General features: G+C 59.9%; 19 protein-coding genes and 1 pseudogene. 16 read left to right on the top strand and 4 right to left on the bottom strand.

Going from position 1 to position 16840, the window contains the following annotated elements; translation table 11 throughout:
- Nucleotides 1–52: 52 nt before the first annotated feature.
- The 11 genes and pseudogenes from BSG20_RS37270 to BSG20_RS07200 form a co-directional block, all read left to right on the top strand.
- Nucleotides 53–758 (top strand): annotated as a pseudogene (locus BSG20_RS37270) (class I SAM-dependent methyltransferase); the annotation flags it as partial.
- 83 nt (nucleotides 759–841) lie between these two features.
- Entirely contained in the window at nucleotides 842–2029 is a 1188-nt protein-coding gene (locus BSG20_RS07240) for a glycine C-acetyltransferase (protein ID WP_072372854.1), read from the top strand.
- A gap of 21 nt (nucleotides 2030–2050) precedes the next feature.
- Nucleotides 2051–3088 carry an L-threonine 3-dehydrogenase gene (tdh, locus tag BSG20_RS07235; protein ID WP_072372852.1) on the top strand — a complete coding sequence of 346 codons (1038 nt, stop codon included), beginning with the start codon at nucleotides 2051–2053 and terminating at the stop codon, nucleotides 3086–3088.
- Nucleotides 3089–3097: 9 nt separating this feature from the next.
- Nucleotides 3098–3445 carry a GFA family protein gene (locus BSG20_RS07230; RefSeq protein ID WP_072372849.1) on the top strand — a complete coding sequence of 116 codons (348 nt, stop codon included), beginning with the start codon at nucleotides 3098–3100 and terminating at the stop codon, nucleotides 3443–3445.
- Nucleotides 3446–3901: 456 nt separating this feature from the next.
- The gene (gene rpoD / locus BSG20_RS07225) at nucleotides 3902–5956 is read left to right on the top strand and encodes an RNA polymerase sigma factor RpoD (protein WP_024317054.1); all 2055 of its coding nucleotides are present in this window, start codon (nucleotides 3902–3904) and stop codon (nucleotides 5954–5956) included.
- A gap of 209 nt (nucleotides 5957–6165) precedes the next feature.
- Nucleotides 6166–6459: a GYD domain-containing protein gene (locus BSG20_RS07220; RefSeq protein ID WP_007790116.1), complete on the top strand. Its 294-nt coding sequence runs from the start codon at nucleotides 6166–6168 to the stop codon at nucleotides 6457–6459.
- Between the two features lie 158 nt (nucleotides 6460–6617).
- Nucleotides 6618–7829, top strand: a complete 1212-nt coding sequence (locus BSG20_RS07215) for a DUF930 domain-containing protein (protein WP_072372846.1) — start codon at nucleotides 6618–6620, stop codon at nucleotides 7827–7829.
- Nucleotides 7830–7973: 144 nt separating this feature from the next.
- Nucleotides 7974–8135 (top strand): hypothetical protein, encoded by a 162-nt coding sequence (locus tag BSG20_RS36360; RefSeq protein WP_167371551.1) that lies wholly within the window; start codon nucleotides 7974–7976, stop codon nucleotides 8133–8135.
- A 116-nt stretch (nucleotides 8136–8251) separates the two neighbouring features.
- On the top strand, nucleotides 8252–9052 hold the full coding sequence (locus BSG20_RS07210; RefSeq protein WP_072372843.1) for an AraC family transcriptional regulator: 801 nt from the start codon (nucleotides 8252–8254) through the stop codon (nucleotides 9050–9052).
- 69 nt (nucleotides 9053–9121) lie between these two features.
- On the top strand, nucleotides 9122–10009 hold the full coding sequence (locus BSG20_RS07205) for a DMT family transporter (protein WP_072372840.1): 888 nt from the start codon (nucleotides 9122–9124) through the stop codon (nucleotides 10007–10009).
- A 132-nt stretch (nucleotides 10010–10141) separates the two neighbouring features.
- Entirely contained in the window at nucleotides 10142–10522 is a 381-nt protein-coding gene (locus BSG20_RS07200) for a DUF427 domain-containing protein (protein ID WP_072373346.1), read from the top strand.
- Between the two features lie 242 nt (nucleotides 10523–10764).
- Here the strand turns inward: BSG20_RS07200 and BSG20_RS07195 are convergent, their stop codons facing one another.
- Together BSG20_RS07195 and BSG20_RS36355 are read right to left on the bottom strand one after the other, a co-directional pair.
- Entirely contained in the window at nucleotides 10765–11790 is a 1026-nt protein-coding gene (locus tag BSG20_RS07195; protein ID WP_072372837.1) for a porin, read from the bottom strand.
- Nucleotides 11791–11995: 205 nt separating this feature from the next.
- Nucleotides 11996–12343: a hypothetical protein gene (locus BSG20_RS36355; RefSeq protein WP_167371548.1), complete on the bottom strand. Its 348-nt coding sequence runs from the start codon at nucleotides 12341–12343 to the stop codon at nucleotides 11996–11998.
- 32 nt (nucleotides 12344–12375) lie between these two features.
- Here BSG20_RS36355 and BSG20_RS07190 point away from each other — a divergent pair, with 32 nt between their 5' ends.
- Nucleotides 12376–13293, top strand: coding sequence for a LysR substrate-binding domain-containing protein (locus BSG20_RS07190; RefSeq protein ID WP_244541276.1), 918 nt, complete (start codon nucleotides 12376–12378; stop codon nucleotides 13291–13293).
- Here the strand turns inward: BSG20_RS07190 and BSG20_RS07185 are convergent.
- Nucleotides 13251–13733: a VOC family protein gene (locus tag BSG20_RS07185; protein ID WP_072372834.1), complete on the bottom strand. Its 483-nt coding sequence runs from the start codon at nucleotides 13731–13733 to the stop codon at nucleotides 13251–13253. The genes BSG20_RS07190 and BSG20_RS07185 overlap by 43 nt on opposite strands.
- A 217-nt stretch (nucleotides 13734–13950) precedes the next feature.
- Between BSG20_RS07185 and BSG20_RS07180 the strand changes: the two genes are divergently transcribed.
- From BSG20_RS07180 to BSG20_RS07165, 4 genes are all read left to right on the top strand, one after another.
- Nucleotides 13951–14304, top strand: a complete 354-nt coding sequence (locus BSG20_RS07180) for a DUF1428 domain-containing protein (protein ID WP_037118034.1) — start codon at nucleotides 13951–13953, stop codon at nucleotides 14302–14304.
- A gap of 90 nt (nucleotides 14305–14394) precedes the next feature.
- Nucleotides 14395–14817 carry a secondary thiamine-phosphate synthase enzyme YjbQ gene (locus tag BSG20_RS07175; RefSeq protein ID WP_072372831.1) on the top strand — a complete coding sequence of 141 codons (423 nt, stop codon included), beginning with the start codon at nucleotides 14395–14397 and terminating at the stop codon, nucleotides 14815–14817.
- 102 nt (nucleotides 14818–14919) lie between these two features.
- The gene (locus BSG20_RS07170) at nucleotides 14920–15222 is read left to right on the top strand and encodes a hypothetical protein (protein ID WP_072372828.1); all 303 of its coding nucleotides are present in this window, start codon (nucleotides 14920–14922) and stop codon (nucleotides 15220–15222) included.
- Between the two features lie 170 nt (nucleotides 15223–15392).
- Complete coding sequence (locus tag BSG20_RS07165; protein ID WP_072372825.1) at nucleotides 15393–15743, top strand: hypothetical protein; 351 nt, start codon at nucleotides 15393–15395, stop codon at nucleotides 15741–15743.
- A gap of 79 nt (nucleotides 15744–15822) precedes the next feature.
- Here BSG20_RS07165 and BSG20_RS07160 read toward each other — a convergent pair whose 3' ends face one another.
- A complete protein-coding gene (locus tag BSG20_RS07160) occupies nucleotides 15823–16809 on the bottom strand; it encodes a DMT family transporter (RefSeq protein ID WP_072372822.1) in 987 nt (328 codons plus the stop codon).
- Nucleotides 16810–16840: the final 31 nt, after the last annotated feature.

Below are 16840 nucleotides of genomic sequence, written 5' to 3'. Positions count from 1 at the left end.
CGGCGGACCCACCGCGTCTCCCGATGGACGTCGGAAGGGCTGTGGGTCACCGCTGGTGCGCGGCCTTTATCGCGTGCTGGTTGGACAGGCCAGCCGGCTTTCGCGATCTCTGCACGGCCCCGACGGTGCGCCCGAATGGGATCCGATCCAGGCAGTGCTGGCGGATCTGCGCGGCAAGCGGATCGTCGATCTCGGTTGCGGCTCTGCTGGTTTGCCCTTTGTGCCGCCGGGCAGGGTCCAAAACGCGTCCTCGGCTTCGATATCTCGGGGCGAAATGATCGACCGGGCGCGGCGCGACCCCGTCAATCATTCGGTCAGCTACCGGATCGCGAATCTGGAGAGGCCGCAATTGCCGCCGGCTTCGTTCGATCTGGCAATAGCTCTTTGGCATTTCACGATATCGAGGATGTTATCCGCCTGTCTGCCACGATCCACAATGGGCTTGTGCCGGGCGCCGATGTCGTCTTTTTGATCGAGCATCCGATGTCTATGGCGCCGGGCAATCCCGCTTGGGCGGTGGATGGCGAGGGGCGCCGGATCTTGCCGCTTGACGGCTGTTCGCGCCAGGGCAGCGCACCACGGATGGTTCGCCAAGGGTGTCGCCAAATAGGATCGCATGCTGGGGACGACGCTGAACACGCCGATCGCGGCCGGCGTTTCGCTCCGCCACCTCGAGGCGTGGCGGACGAGCGACGAGCCGTTGCGCGCGTCCCGAATGGGCAGAAGAGATGGACCGGCTGATGTTTTTGTTGATCGCCCGCACGGGGGTGACGACGGCAAGACAGGCGCCTGGCTATGTGCTAGTGCAGGGCATTGGGAAACATCACAAGAAGGGCACTCAATGACCTCGCAATTTCTCTCCCACCTCCGTACCGAACTTGCTGCACTGAAAGACGCCGGGCTTTACAAGTCCGAGCGTGTCATCACGTCGAAGCAGGCGGGCGAGATCGCCGTTGCTTCGGGCGAGCGGGTTCTGAATTTCTGCGCCAACAACTACCTCGGGCTCGCCGACAACGAAGAGCTTGCCGAGGCGGGGAAGAAGGCGCTCGACCGCTATGGCTATGGCATGGCCTCAGTGCGCTTCATCTGCGGCACGCAGGAGGAGCACAAGCAGCTCGAGGCGCGCATTTCCTCCTTCCTCGGCATGGAAGACACGATCCTCTATTCCTCCTGTTTCGATGCCAATGGCGGCCTCTTCGAGACCCTGCTCGGCGAGGAGGACGCGATCATCTCGGACGCGTTGAACCATGCCTCGATTATCGACGGCGTGCGCCTCTCGAAGGCTAAGCGCTTCCGCTATGCCAACAACGACATGTCAGCGCTGGAGGAGGAACTGAAGAAGGCGCAAGGCAGTCGCTTCAAGCTGATCGCCACCGATGGTGTCTTCTCGATGGACGGCATCATCGCCAATCTGCAGGGCGTCTGTGATCTGGCCGAGGAGTATGGTGCGATGGTCATGGTCGATGACAGCCACGCCGTCGGCTTCGTCGGCAAGCATGGGCGTGGGTCAGCCGAGCATTGCGGGGTCGAAGGCCGGGTCGACATCATCACCGGCACGCTCGGCAAGGCACTCGGCGGTGCTTCCGGCGGCTATACCGCGGCCAAGGCGGAAACGGTCGAGTGGCTCCGCCAGCGGTCGCGTCCCTATCTGTTTTCGAACACGCTGGCGCCAGTCATTGCCGCTGCATCCCTCAAGGTATTCGATCTCATCGAGAATGGTGCCGCGCTGCGCGAGCGGCTGGCGGAAAATGCGATGCTGTTTCGCTCCGAGATGACGAAGCTTGGCTTCACGCTTGCCGGCGAGGGGCATCCGATTATTCCGGTCATGCTCGGCGATGCCAAGCTGGCGCAGGACATGGCGGCGCTGATGTTGCAAAAGGGCGTCTACGTGATCGGCTTCTCTTTCCCGGTTGTGCCGAAAGGGCAGGCACGCATCCGCACGCAGATGTCGGCCGCGCATTCGCGTGCGGACGTCGAGCGGACGATCGCAGCCTTCGCGCAAGCTGGCCGCGAACTCGGTGTCATCTAAAGGGTTTGGGAGAGTAAGATCATGTCGAACATGATGAAGGCACTGGTCAAGGCGAAGCCGGAGGTCGGGCTTTGGATGGAGCATGTTCCCGTTCCCGAGGTCGGGCCGAACGATGTGCTGATCAAGGTGAAAAAATCCGCGATCTGCGGCACCGATGTGCATATCTGGAACTGGGACCAGTGGGCGCAGAAGACCATTCCGGTACCGATGGTGGTTGGCCACGAATTCTGCGGCGAGATCGCACAGATCGGCTCGGCGGTAACGAAATACCATGTCGGCGAGCGGGTCTCCGGCGAGGGACATATCGTCTGCGGCAAGTGCCGCAACTGCCGCGCAGGCAGAGGCCATCTCTGCCGCAATACGCTGGGCGTCGGCGTCAACCGCCCCGGTTCCTTCGGCGAGTTCGTCTGCATTCCCGAGGCGAACGTGGTGCCAATCCCGGATGATATTCCAGACGAGATAGCCGCGATCTTCGATCCATTCGGCAACGCGGTGCACACGGCGCTGTCCTTCGATCTCGTCGGCGAGGACGTGCTTGTCACCGGCGCTGGCCCGATCGGCATCATGGGGGCGCTGGTCGCCAAGCGATCGGGGGCGCGCAAGGTCGTCATCACCGATATCAACCCGCACCGGCTCGAGCTCGCCCGCAAGCTTGGCATCGACTATGTCGTCGACGCCTCGACGCCGAACCTTGCCGATGTGATGAAGTTGATCGGCATGACCGAGGGCTTCGACGTCGGGCTGGAAATGTCCGGCGCCGCACCGGCGTTCCGCGACATGATCGACAAGATGAACAATGGTGGCAAGATCGCCATCCTCGGCATCGCACCCGCCGGCTTCGAGATCGACTGGAACAAAGTCATCTTCAAGATGCTCAATCTGAAGGGCATCTATGGTCGCGAGATGTTCGAGACCTGGTACAAGATGATAGCCTTCGTGCAGGGCGGGCTGGATTTGTCGCCCGTCATTACGCACCGGATCGGCATCGATGACTTCCGTGAGGGGTTCGAGGCGATGCGCTCCGGCAATTCCGGCAAGGTGGTTATGGATTGGAACTGAGGGGGACTTATGATTTACGAGGGAAGCTGCCATTGCGGCAAAATCGCGTTTGAAGTGGACGGGGAGTTCACCTCCGCCCTTGATTGCAATTGTTCACTTTGCCGGCGGCGCGGAGGACTGCTCGCCTTCGTTGCGCGCGACAAGTTCACGCTGAAAACGCCGCGTGAGAACCTGTCGACCTATACGTTCAATACGCGCACCATTCAGCATCGCTTCTGCGACACATGCGGCATTGCTCCTTTCGCCGAAGCCAAAATGCCGGATGGCGCCGAGATGGCGTGCATCAACGTCCGCTGCATTCCCGCCGTCGATCTTGCAAGTCTAGAGATCCAACCCTGGGATGGGCAGTCTCACTAAGCTTTCGACCCGGATCAAACAACTAGCGGCGGGCAAACGGTTCTTGGCGGCAACTTTGCCGTTCAAGAAGAATGTCCGCTGCTCTTGTCTTCTCGTGGTGACATCCTATTTATGCTTGGCAATCGCTTGAGCGGTTCCGGGCCTGTGGATAAGGATTTTTCCGGGTTTTCTGAGGCTTTTTTGCTAGAAAAGCTTGACGAGAACAAAAAATATGGGAATCACCGTTCGACTTGGAAAGCGGTGAACTGGGTCAAGGGCGGATCGCACAACCATGGCCGGACATATGATGACTTTTAAGCTCTGTCGTCCGTCGCCGGCAATCGTGGTTAATCAGGCATTAAATCTCATCCCGTTAGGTGGGACTAGGTGATTCGAGACGGTCGTTTGCCGCGTATCGGCTGCGTGCGGCCGTTCACTGCGGCGAGTTTGAATAGCGTCAGGAAGGCGACGACATAAATGGCAACCAAGGTCAAAGAGAACGAAGAAGCGGAAGTCGAACGCGACGGCGGCACCGACGGCCCTCTTCTCGATCTTTCCGATGACGCGGTCAAGAAGATGATCAAGGCCGCGAAGAAACGCGGCTATGTGACGATGGACGAGCTGAATGCTGTCCTGCCGTCCGAAGAGGTGACGTCCGAGCAGATCGAAGACACGATGTCGATGCTGTCCGATATGGGCATCAACGTCATCGAGGACGAGGAAGCCGAAGAGGCCGGCGCTACCGGTGGCGACGACGACGATTCCAGCTCCGACGACGAAAGCGAAGGCGGCGAACTGGCCCCGTCTGGCGGTACCGCCCTTGCGACCGCCAAGAAGAAGGAGCCGACCGACCGTACCGACGATCCGGTGCGCATGTACCTGCGCGAGATGGGCTCGGTGGAGCTTCTGTCGCGCGAAGGCGAAATTGCGATCGCCAAGCGCATCGAGGCCGGCCGCGAAACGATGATCGGTGGTCTCTGTGAGAGCCCGCTGACGTTCCAGGCGCTGATCATCTGGCGTGACGAACTGAACGAAGGCACGACGCTGCTTCGCGAGATCATCGATCTCGAAACGACCTATTCCGGTCCGGAAGCCAAGGCTGCGCCGCAGTTCCAGAGCCCTGAGAAGATCGAGGCTGACCGCAAGGCTGCCGAAGAAAAGGAAAAGACGCGCCGCGTCCGTTCCGGCGACGACGACATTACCAATGTCGGCGGCGAGGGCCTGCCTCCTGAGGAAGAGGAAGAGGACGAAGACGAGTCCAACCTGTCGCTCGCCGCCATGGAAGCGGAACTGCGCCCCCAGGTCATGGAAACGCTCGACATCATCGCCGAGACCTACAAGAAGCTGCGCAAGCTTCAGGACCAGCAGGTCGAACAGCGCCTTGCCGCGACCGGGACGCTGTCGTCCGCCCAGGAGCGCCGTTATAAGGAGCTCAAGGATGAGCTCATCAAGGCCGTCAAGTCTCTGTCGCTGAATCAGAACCGCATCGACGCCCTCGTCGAGCAGCTTTACGACATCAACAAGCGCCTCGTTCAGAACGAAGGCCGCCTGCTGCGTCTGGCTGAATCCTACGGCGTCAAGCGCGATAGTTTCCTCGAACAGTATCAGGGCGCCGAGCTCGATCCGAACTGGATGAAGTCGATCGGCAATCTGGCCGCCCGCGGCTGGAAGGAATTCGCCAAGGGCGAAAACACGACGATCCGCGACATCCGCCAGGAGATCCAGAATCTCGCAACGGAAACCGGCATTTCGATCTCGGAATTCCGCCGCATCGTGCACATGGTGCAGAAGGGCGAGCGCGAAGCGCGCATCGCCAAGAAGGAAATGGTCGAAGCGAATCTTCGCCTCGTCATCTCCATTGCCAAGAAGTACACGAACCGCGGTCTGCAGTTCCTCGACCTCATTCAGGAAGGCAACATCGGCCTGATGAAGGCGGTCGACAAGTTCGAATACCGCCGCGGTTACAAGTTCTCGACCTATGCGACGTGGTGGATCCGTCAGGCGATCACCCGCTCGATCGCCGACCAGGCCCGCACGATCCGCATTCCGGTGCACATGATCGAGACGATCAACAAGATCGTCCGCACGTCGCGCCAAATGCTGCACGAGATTGGCCGCGAGCCGACGCCGGAAGAACTGGCCGAAAAGCTCGCAATGCCGCTCGAAAAGGTCCGCAAGGTCCTCAAGATCGCCAAGGAGCCGATCTCGCTCGAAACCCCGGTGGGCGACGAAGAAGATTCACACCTCGGCGATTTCATCGAGGACAAGAACGCGCTGCTGCCGATCGACGCCGCCATCCAGGCGAACCTGCGCGAAACCACGACCCGCGTTCTGGCATCACTGACACCGCGCGAAGAACGCGTTCTGCGTATGCGTTTCGGCATCGGCATGAATACCGACCACACGCTCGAAGAAGTCGGCCAGCAGTTCTCGGTCACCCGCGAGCGTATCCGCCAGATCGAAGCAAAGGCGCTGCGCAAGCTGAAGCATCCGAGCCGCTCCAGAAAGCTCCGCAGCTTCCTCGACAGTTAGGAGTTGGTCTTCGACCAAACGCATCAAAGAGCCGGGCCTTGTGCCCGGCTTTTTGCTTTTGGCGCGCATCTGCGGGCCGTGGTGTTTCTTGTTGTCGAACGGGGACAGGAGTAAGGTATACCCCACGGGGGAAGGGACCGACCACAGCGCATGAGCGAGGTCGCCATAGCCTGTTGCGTGGGCCGAGACCCTCCGTTGGGAGGTGTGCAATGACCACTTACATCGTGCTTATCAATTGGACGGATCAGGGCATTCGCAACGTTCGCGACTCGACAAAGCGCCTGGACGCGGCAAAGAAGCTGCTTGGCGATATGGGCGGTTCCTTCCAAAATTTTTTCCTGACGATGGGCGATCATGACCTTGTCGCCGTATGCGAGGCACCGGACGATGCCGTGATGGCCCGTTTCAACTTGTCTCTTGGAATGGCTGGCAATGTGCGCACGCGGACATTGAAGGCATTTCCGGAGGCCGCCTATCGCGAGATCATAGGTTCGCTGGGCTGATTTGTCGGGCTGCCGGGCCTGCGACTGGCAAATATGTGGATCGTGTCCTGCGCCGACGCATTGCGTGCGTGGAGCGCGAGGCTTTTTTGTTTTATGGCTTGATGATGCCTTCTTAAGAGGCCACATCGGTAGCGTGGCGTAGGGCATCGTTCGTAGGCATGCAGCAGATTTCGGCAAAAAAATGGGGAGCGTTCGGCTGGGGCATCTTTGCCTCCGTGCTGTTGCACCTTGCCGTCGTCGCCTTCTTTCTCGTGAAGCTGCCCGTGCCCCAGCCCCAGCCGGAGGAGGAAACTGTCAGCGTCGACCTCGTGCCGCCGCCGGAGGAAAAGAAGCCCGAGGAAAAGCCGCCGGAGCTGAAGAAGCCGGAAGAGCCCAAGCCGGAGGAGCCGAAGCCGGAGGAGAAGAAGCCGGAGGAGAAGAAGGCGGAAGAAAAGCCGGCCGAGAAGCCGGCGGAACCGCCGAAGGAAGCAAAGGCCGAGCAATCTCCGCCACCTCCGCCACCTCCGCCGCCACCCCCGTCGCAGGAGGCAAAGGCGCGCGAAGAGAAGCCACCGGAAAAACCGCCGGAGACGGCTGCTGCAGAAAATGCCCAATCCAAGGAGCTGTCCGGCAAGTCGCAACCCCTGTCGGTGCTGCGACCGGTGGTCGAATTTGGCGACAAGGATACCGGACCAGAAAAATCCAATGAGGGGGATGCGTCCGTCGCCGGCGTGAAGCCAGATGTGGCGCCTCCTTCAGCCGAGCCCAAGCCGGAACCTCAACAGGATCAAGCGAAGCCAGAGGAAACTGCGCAAGCGGCCAAGGCACCCGAAAGCAAGGAACCGCCAGCCAATCCGGTTCCTGAGGATGTCGAACTCCCGCAGGTCGACCTGGCGGATCATCATGCCGAGAAAAATGGCCCTGCCGCCGGAACTGCGAGCGAAGCCAAGACGAGTTTCCAGCAGGCAAAGCCGCCCGCTGCAGCAAAACCCGAGGTGACGGCTACCACGGCGGTGGACAAGCCGACCGAATTGACGAAGGCGAAGACGCTGTTCTCGCAGAATATGACCAACGATCCGGTGGCGCGAACTGCAATGGGTGATTTGCCGCGCAGCGCTCGTGTCGCCGAACTGTGTAGTTCGGAACTGCGCCAGCAACTGATACACTCACCTTCTGGTTACAGGCCCGAGATGTTGCCGCGCGCTGGGTTGGCGCAAGGGACGGTCCTTGAATTAAACGGGGTTGCGTTCCGCGCCAGTGCCCGTTGGTATGATGTGAGCTTTCGGTGTGAAGTCGATGCCGGTGCCACAAAAGTCGTATCCTTTGCCTACGACGTGGGAAATCCAATTCCAAAAAGCCAATGGAAGAGCCGCAGGCTCCCTAGCTTCTAGGTGCCGTCGCGTGGCATTGAGGAACATCATGGACGTGTCTGATTTTTGAACATTGCTGCGGACCTTGGATCCAGTTCGACGCAAGAATGGGGCCTTAACTTTGTCCCATCGCCACATGTCGGTGGCGCGTGAAAGGACAATGAGATGTCGAACGAGATCGAGCGCTTCTTCGAATTGCAGGATGAGGCAACCAAGGCAGCCTTTGTCGAAAATCGCGGGGACGAGCTCACCGACATCCTGGTCGCCGCGCTTGAGGATGTCTTTGCGATTCTTGCCGACGACGATTTTCGCGAAACGATCCATTGAGTGGTCAGGCTGACCAGTCTTGATGGCTTGACGGGATCGCTGCATCGACCGATTTCTCACCGTTGTTTTCAGTGGCTTGCGCTGGCACTATGCGTTGTTACCTCGGAAGCGCAGACATGGCTCGCAGTCAATTTCGCATGTTCAGGTCGGTCGTTCCCGGCATCGAGGCCGTGGCTGCCGATAGCAACCAAAGCTTCGCGCGCCATACGCATGAGCAGTTCGGCATCGGGCTGGTTTCGTCAGGTGCGCAAAAGTCCCTGAGCGGCCGAGGGATGGTTGAGGCGGGCGCCGGCGATATCATCACGGTCAATCCGAACGAAGTGCATGATGGCACGCCGATTGGTGGCGGCAGATCGTGGCGGATCCTCTACTTCGATCCCGATATGATCGCTACCAATGTCTCCGAGATCACGCAGGGGCGGCGATCGGCTGTCGAGATTTCGCATCCGGTACTGCATGACCAGGCGATTGCGGCGTGCTTCGAGGCAGCCTTTGGGCTGGTGACGAGCGCAGGAGGGCATCGACTGCAGCTTGAGGAAGTCCTTCTTGAACTCGTCGCCCGTGTCGTTGCGGAGGTCGTGCCGAATGAACGGCAGGCTGCTCCTCAGTCGATCCGGACCGCGCAGGAGATGATCGACTGCGATCCAACGGTCGCCATCTCACTGTCCGATCTCGCCTGCGCAAGCCGGCTCAGCCGATTTCAGGTGTTGCGCGGTTTTGCCAAGGCGACCGGCATGACACCACACGCCTATTTGGTCCAGCGCCGCATCCATCTTGCCCGACACTTGATCGCCGGCGGCGCGCCCTTGGCTGAAGCTGCCGTTGCCAGCGGCTTCGTCGACCAAAGCCATATGACGCGGGTATTTGTGCGCAAGTACGGAGTTTCCCCGCGCGCCTACGCGAATGCGGTCGCCTGACTGCGCTGCAATTTCATACAAGATCGCCGTGCGGTTTTCGTCTTTCTTCTGTGCAAACAGGAGAAGATGATGCAGCGACATTTGCAAGGTTACCTCTATCTGACTTTGGCGATGATAACAGTCGGCAGCACGGTCATCGCAAGCCGGGTCATTGCATCAGGCATGCCGCCACTCACGGCAACAGCTCTGCGCTTCGCCACAGCCTTCCCATTCTTCGTGCTGTTGATGTGGATGACCCGGACGCGCTTGCCAGGCTTGCCGCCTCGCGACTGGATCATCCTCGTCGTTCAGGCCGGTGCGGGTAGCGTTGGCTACACAACCTTGCTGATCTCGGGCCTGAGGCTGACCACAGCCGCCGACGCGGGCGTCATCATTGGAACGCTGCCGGTCGTCGCCGCGGCGCTTTCCGTCGCGGTTTTGGGCGAGCGACCACATTCATCGATGCTGTTGGCGATCGCGCTGGCGGCTGCCGGCGTTCTCTTCATTGCTCTTTCGCCCGACGCAGGCAGTGGATCCCTCCTTGGCAACGCGCTGGTTTTCGGAGCGGTGATCTGCGAAAGCCTGTTCATACTCCTGAACAAGAACCTCAGTTCACCGATCCCGGCGCTGACGCAATCCGCGTTGATGACCGGGATCGGCTTCCTTGTCGCTATGGTCGCGGCCCTCTTGGTTGAGGGCGTGCCGAGCGCATTGCCTGCAAGTGCAATGTCGGCGGTGATTTACTATGCACTCGTGCCGACTGTTGCCGGCTTCATTCTCTGGTATGCGGGGGCGGAGCGCGTGAGTGGTGTTGAGGCGTCGCTCTTCACCGCAGTCGCACCGGTCTCAGCGCTGTTGCTGGCCTTCGGGATCCTCGGTGAACCGCTGTCAAAATACCAGATCGGCGGCGTCGGGTGCGTGTTGGCGGCTGTCCTGGGGCTCGGGGCGCTTCAGCGACGGGCGACAATGGCGAGGTAGAACGCGGCCAAGGCACAATACGATGTGCGCAGATCCGCCACGCCTATGAAGCCAGCGCGATTCCAGTTGATCGGCGCATGAAATTCGCCACGTCGGTCCCTATATCTGATGTCTGGCCGAAAGGAGCTGTCGATGTCTGCACAACCGATGAAGATACCTGGTCCCGATCATCCAATCACCGTCAGGAAAAATCCGGCGCGCGTCGTCGTCAAGCTCGGCGGTCAGGTCATTGCCGACAGTCGCAACGCGTTGACGCTGAAGGAAGCGTCCTATCCCGCCGTGCAATACATACCGCGTGCTGATGTCAACATGGCGCTCCTGACCCGAAGTGACCACCATACCTATTGCCCCTATAAGGGGGAGGCCTCGTATTTCAACATCGTTTCGGGTGGCGACACCGCGGGGAACGCGATCTGGACCTATGAAGATCCGTATGCTGCGGTCAGCGAGATCAAGGAGCATCTCGCCTTCTACCCCGATCGGGTGGACTCGATCGAGGAGCTCGCGGGTTAGTGTGGCGCGAAGCCACCGGTGGCTGCTTGAAGCAGCGTTGTTCGATATCGGAACCGTTCTGCCCCATGGCATCTGATTGATCGAGATATCTCGCTGCGGAAGCGTGGCATGCTTGGGAAAAAAGCAAGGACGGTCCGGCAGGGAAACCGGACCCGTCCCCGTAACTGATCGGAGGTCAAACAGATCAGAAAACGCAATACTGGGCGGCGCCCAAGGTTGATCCAGGGCGCCGGGATTTCGAATTAGAACGCGCGCTGCAGGCGGAAGAAGCCCTTGGTCACTTCGTCGGCGTCGTCCGGATCGGTGTAATCGACCGTTGCCTTGGCGTAGAGGTTGTCGACGATCTGATAGTCGACGGTGATGCCGACCTTCCATGCATCGCCCAGACCGTCGAAGGAGTCGCCGTGGAAGGTGTCAAGATCAGGCACATAGTTACCGAAGTACTGGGCGATCGGGGTAATCGTCCATTTGTCGGTGGCCTTGATCGCGTATTCGGCGGCAACCGTCCATTCCGACTGAGAGTAGTAGGAGTTCGGGCCAGACGCATAGACAGCTGCCAGGCCGAGCGTGCCCGGGCCGATATCAGCGAAAAGCATGCCGCGGACAGCACCTTCTTCGTTGTCGGTGTCGTAACCGCCGATAACCTGGTAGCTGATCGCGCCAGCCTTGCCGCCGATGCCGAAGGCAACGCCGACGTTGTTGGGGTTTTCGCCAGGCTTGTAATAGCCGTCTTCAAGCTCGTCTACGCTGATACCGGCGTAGAAATCGCCGTTTTCATACTGGTAGCGAATGGAGTTGTGCAGCGTTTGGAAGCTGGACAGGACGTCTGGCTCGCCCGAAAGGTCGTCATCCCACCAGCTGTAGAACAGACCAGCGCGCAGGCCGGCGATATCAATGTATGCCGAGTCCAAAATGGTACTGGTCGAAGCGTTGTCGCCATTGTTACGGAAAACGATCACGCCGGTCAGCGGACCATATTCCGTGTCGCTCTTGGCGGTGAACTGAACCTGGGCGCGTGTGCGAGCGTTCCAGTCCGACGTACCCTTCTCATCCGGGCCGCCGTCAACCTGGAAACGAATGTAACCATTGACCTTGAGGCAGGTTTCGGTGCCCGGGATGTAGAAGTAGCCTGTGCCGTACGCGTCGCAGACGCGGACGTATTCAACCGGCTCGGGTTCAGCTGCGACGATTGCGTCCGCAGCAAAGACCGGCGTAGACGCAGCAGCAAACGCTGCGGCGGAGGTCAACAAAGCCATCCGTATATTCATTTGAAATCCATTTCCTTTTCGATTGAACCGCCGCCAGGGGAGATGGGGCCGTTCCGGTAGTTTGCCTTTCGGCTGGCGGATCAGCGAACCGCTGAAGCCTTAATTTCATCCTTGATCAAATCTATCAATTCTGCCTGTGACGAAATCCCTGCTTGTGACGGTTCTTTGCTGTATTCTGTTGTTTTTATGTAACAATATCAAACACTTAAGCTCGCGATTCCGCTGCGTCGCAGGTGTGCGGCGCATCGCCTTCGTCATGCTGTTCTCGGGGCTCGTAGGAGCGCGCGTAACGCCACAATGCAACGGCGCCAAAGGAAATCGCACCGCAAGTAGTCCCGCCAAAGGCCAAATTGAAGGGCACGGATTGGAACGCAGTGTTCCAAATTTGGAACGAAATCGCGTTCCATGCGGTTGGCATCACCCCTTGGTAGCGGTAAGCGATAATGATCGCAGGCCTATCGAGCTTACTGAAAGGGGTGCCCCGATGCTGAACGCAGAGGGTGTTTTCCAGGATCTGAACGATTTCGTCTATTTTGCCGCCGTCGTCCGTCACAATGGCTTTTCCGCCGCCGGGCGGTGCTGAACATGCCGAAATCGAAGCTCAGCCGGCACATAACAGCGCTGGAGGCAAGACTCGGCGTCAGGCTACTGGAGCGGACGGTCAATCGATTCCGCGTGACGGAAATCGGACGTGCCTTCTACAATCACTGCGAAAACATGCTGCGCGAGGCAGATCGCGCCGCCAAGGCCATCAACGATGCGACCGGTGAACCGCAGGGGCAGATTCGTATCAGCGTGCCCCACGGATTGCTGGATGGCTCGCTTGGCGCAATCATCCCGGAGTTTCTCAACCGTTACCCCAAGGTTCAGCTGCAGATCCTCAGTACGGATCGACGGGTCGACATCATCAACGAGCGCCTCGATCTCGCGGTTCGCGCGCAATTGGCCGAAGAGACGGATTCCGAACTGACGATGCGCGTGCTCAGCAAGGTGGATCTGATCCTTGTGGCGAACCGGAAAGTTGCGAGTTCACTGCGCTCGATCGAAGGCGTCGAATGCCTCGCCGACGCTGCGACGGTGTCTTTTGCCGGGCCGCTGACGGAGTGGCAGGACTGGGATGTCTGGGAGTTCACTGGACCCGATGGCACCCGATACCGGCATCAGCACAGGCCGCGCATGAGCTGCCGCAGCGTCGCGGCCGTGCTGGAAGCGATATATGCCGGGATAGGGGTCGGGCTTCTGCCCGACCATATCTGCGCCGAGGGAATTCGCGATGGCAGGCTCGTGCGCCTTCTGCCCAATCACCAGATGTCCCAGGCGACGATCTACCTTGTCTTCACCGCAACGCGAGGACTGCCGACAGCAGTTCGCGCGCTCGTCGATTTTCTCGTCGAGCGGTTCCGAAGCCTGCGCATCACCACGCAGTGCCAGGAGGCCGAGACGCAGGCACAGGCGAAGGATCAGACCCGGCTTGTGGAGATGTCCGGCGCGCAGCCTGCGTAGGCTTCGTCGAGCGCCGCGATATCGATCTTCACCATCTGCATCATGGCGGCCTGCGCACGCATAGCCTTTTCTGCGTCCGGATCGTTGAGATAGCGCATCAGCGCGTCGGGTATGATCTGCCAGGAGACGCCGAACCGGTCCTTCAGCCAGCCGCATTGCTGCGCCTTGCCGCCATCGAGCAACCGTTCCCAGTAATAGTCGACCTCTGCCTGATCCTTGCAACGAACGAAGAATGAGACGGCCTCACTGAACTTGAACTGAGGGCCGCCGTTCAGGCCCATGAACTGCTGGCCTTCCAGGTCGAACGTCGCGGCAAATGCCTTCCCATCCGGGCCTCGCTTCACCTGCGGGTCCCCGGCGCCCTTGAATATCGCCCTATAAAAGCTGATGGCGTCGTCGAGCTGGTTATCGAACCAAAGGCAAGGCGTGATCTTCTGCATCGGTTGTCCTCCTGGCGCTTCATCTGTGGCAAGGACGCCGAAAGAGGAGGAGCGCCGACAACGGTCAGCGAATTATTCCCGATTGGAAGTTCGCGGCAGATCTCTTGCCTATCGCCGATCCTGCCTAATCTTAATTTGAAGAGGGCTGTCGGTCCAAGCCAACTCCGTTGGTCCTTGGACGTGCAACAACGCAAAAGAACGCAAAAGGGAGAAAACCATGTCCTATGTCGATGGGTTCGTCGTGGCTGTGCCGCAGAAGAACATTGAGGCGTACAAGGCCTTTTCGGCGACAACAGGTGCGATCTGGAAGTCTTACGGTGCGAAAGAGTATGTGGAATGCATCGCCGACGACGTGCCGTATGGGGAACTGACCTCGTTTCCGCGCGCCGTGCAGGCGGCCGACGACGAAGTCGTGGTTTTTTCCTGGATCGTTTATGGCTCGCGCCAGGAGCGCGATGACATCATGGCGAAGGTGATGGCAGACCCTCGTCTTCAAGGCGACGAGTGGAAGTCGATCTTCGATGGCAAGCGGATGATTTTCGGTGGATTCGTTCCCTTTCTGCAGCTTTGAGCAGCGAGGAAGCTGCCGAGGAAGCTGCATTGACATGAGGGCAGCTCAACGCCACGTCTGGTAAAAGAGACGTTTAGCGGAACCGGCGCCATGCCCCAGAAGATCATCACCGTTTCCACCAGGGGACAGGGCCTTTACGAGGTTACGGCGGAGGCAGCATCCTTCGTTCGCACCAATGGCGCGGCCGAGGGGCTGCTGACCGTTTTCGTGCGCCACACCTCATGCTCATTGCTCATTCAAGAAAACGCCGACCCGGACGTCCGCACCGATCTCGATGCATTCTTTCGCCGACTGGTGCCTCCCGCGTCCGATCCCTCGATGCGCTGGATCGTTCATACGACCGAAGGACCGGACGATATGCCGGCGCATATCAAGGCTGCGTTGACTGAGGTTTCCATCGGCATTCCGGTTGTCGGGGGGCGCCTCGCGCTCGGCACGTGGCAGGGGATTTACCTGTTCGAACACCGCGACCGGCCGCATCGGCGTGAGATCGTGCTGCATCTCGGCGGCTGAACCGGAACTGAACGGCCGGTTCGAAGATCATTCAGTTTCAGAGGGTTATCGTCGCCATAATCCCGAATGGGAGATGTAAGCAACGGTTCAGAGGTTCGTGTCATGACCCATTTCATCGCCAAGGCTTCGTTTGCCGCCATTATCGCATTGGCCTCGGTTCCGTTCGGGGCACCGACCGCCTCGGCTTCGCAATGGGGACGTGCGCCAGTTGTCGATGTCCAATACCGTCCCGCCTATGCCTGCTCGCCCGTGCAAGCTGTCCAGAAGGCACGTTGGACAGGCCTGCGCTACGCGCGCGTCACGACCGTCACGCCGCGGCGCGTGGTCGTTTCCGGCCGCAATTATCGGGGCTGGGACCGGATGGTTTTCGCCAACGTTCGCGGCTGCCCCTTGATCCGCCGTTGATTGGCACCATCCACAATGGCGCCGTCAGCTTGCCTTGGCCACGCCATTTTCACCCTGCTTTGTGCGAATCGCATATGAATGCGCAGATCCGGAAAGGTTGGACCTGACCTTGCCGGTAAGAGTGTATCGAATGGGGAAGGGCTTCGCCGCACCCTAATGGAGAACTTTCGATGATGCAATTTTTGGCCAAGGCGGGCCTTGCGACGCTGCTCGCCGCCGGCACTGTTGCCGGGGCAGCTGCACCGGCATCCGCTCAGGTAGACGTCTACATTGGCAGTGGTCGCCCGCCACCGCCTGCCGGTTACTACCGTCCGCCACCGTCTGACTATGATCGCCCGCAGCGGCGTCAGCGTGGCTGTGACCCGCGGCTCGCAGAAGATATCGCGCGCGACTACGGCTTTCGTCGTGCCCGCGTGGTCGACGTCACGCCCCGCCGCGTGATCGTCGAGGGCTGGACGCGCCGTGGCGCCGATGAAATCAGCTTCGGCAACATCCGCGGCTGCCCGGTCCTGCGCCGCTAACGGTCCCGATCACCCAGACTCTGAAAAAATAGAAGAGCCGCCTTTGCCAACGTCATTGACTCCGGCAAAGGCGGTTTTTTTAGGCTTGAGAAATCGCGTGCGAGGCCGTTTGAGCTGGTCGCTCCACGTCGCCGGTCGCCTCGGTCGATGTTGCAAGCGGCGCCTGGCTGTCAGCCGAAACGACGGCTCGCGGCAGCGGCGTACCACGCTTCTTTTCACGGGCGAGCGTCAGCAGGCCCGAGCAGATAATGAGAACGATGCCGGCAGCCATCGGAAGGTCGATGGTGTCGTCGAAGATCAGATATCCGAATGCGATCGCCCACAACATCTGGCTGTACTGAGGAGGGGCGACCAGGCTTGCCGGTGCCAGCCGGGCGGCTGTCATCAAAAGCACGTTACCGGCCGCGCCAAGCAGGCCATAGCTTGCGATGAACAGCCACTGGCGCGGGGTTGGAACAACCACCTCCGACAGCATCAGGATGCCACTGACGGCGAGCGTGCCGAGCAAGGCTGCGCCGTACAGCGACAGGCGCTTTTCTGCCGGCCCCATCTTTCGCATGACGACGATCGAGATTGCTGCAGCCAGGCCGCCGATCGCCGCCGCAAGATGACCGACCGACAACTCGCGGAAGCCCGGACGGAGCACGACCAGAACGCCGATGAAGCCGACGATGACGGCGGCCCAGCGCTGCCAGCGGACGTCTTCCCCGAGAAAGATGACCGACAGAATGGTCACGAACGACGGCAGAAGGAACAGCAGACAGAAGGCCTCGGCCATCGGCAGCTTTGTGAACGTGATGATCGAAGCGATTGCTCCTATGGCGCCGCAGACGAACCTCAGCAGCCAAAGGGTGCGGTTCGTGCTTCTGACGATATCGACAAAGGTGTCATCCCTGCCTTTGATGAAGGGCAGTGCTGCGCAGCCGAACAGCGCACCGATGAAGGCGATCTGATAGGCCGGCACGTCGCCATGCAATATCTTGATCGATGCATCGCTGAAGGCAAATACGGCATAGGCGCCGAACGCGACGAGAACACCGCGCAGTGGCGAAGAATGGGCTGTCATGTTTCTAGATTCGTCCGCAGGAGAGTGTTTG

Source organism: Rhizobium tibeticum (genome assembly GCF_900110205.1).
Classification (GTDB): Bacteria; Pseudomonadota; Alphaproteobacteria; order Rhizobiales; family Rhizobiaceae; genus Rhizobium; species Rhizobium tibeticum.
The sequence above is the reverse complement of the archived record's forward strand: the minus strand, read 5'-3'. Positions and strand labels throughout refer to the sequence as shown.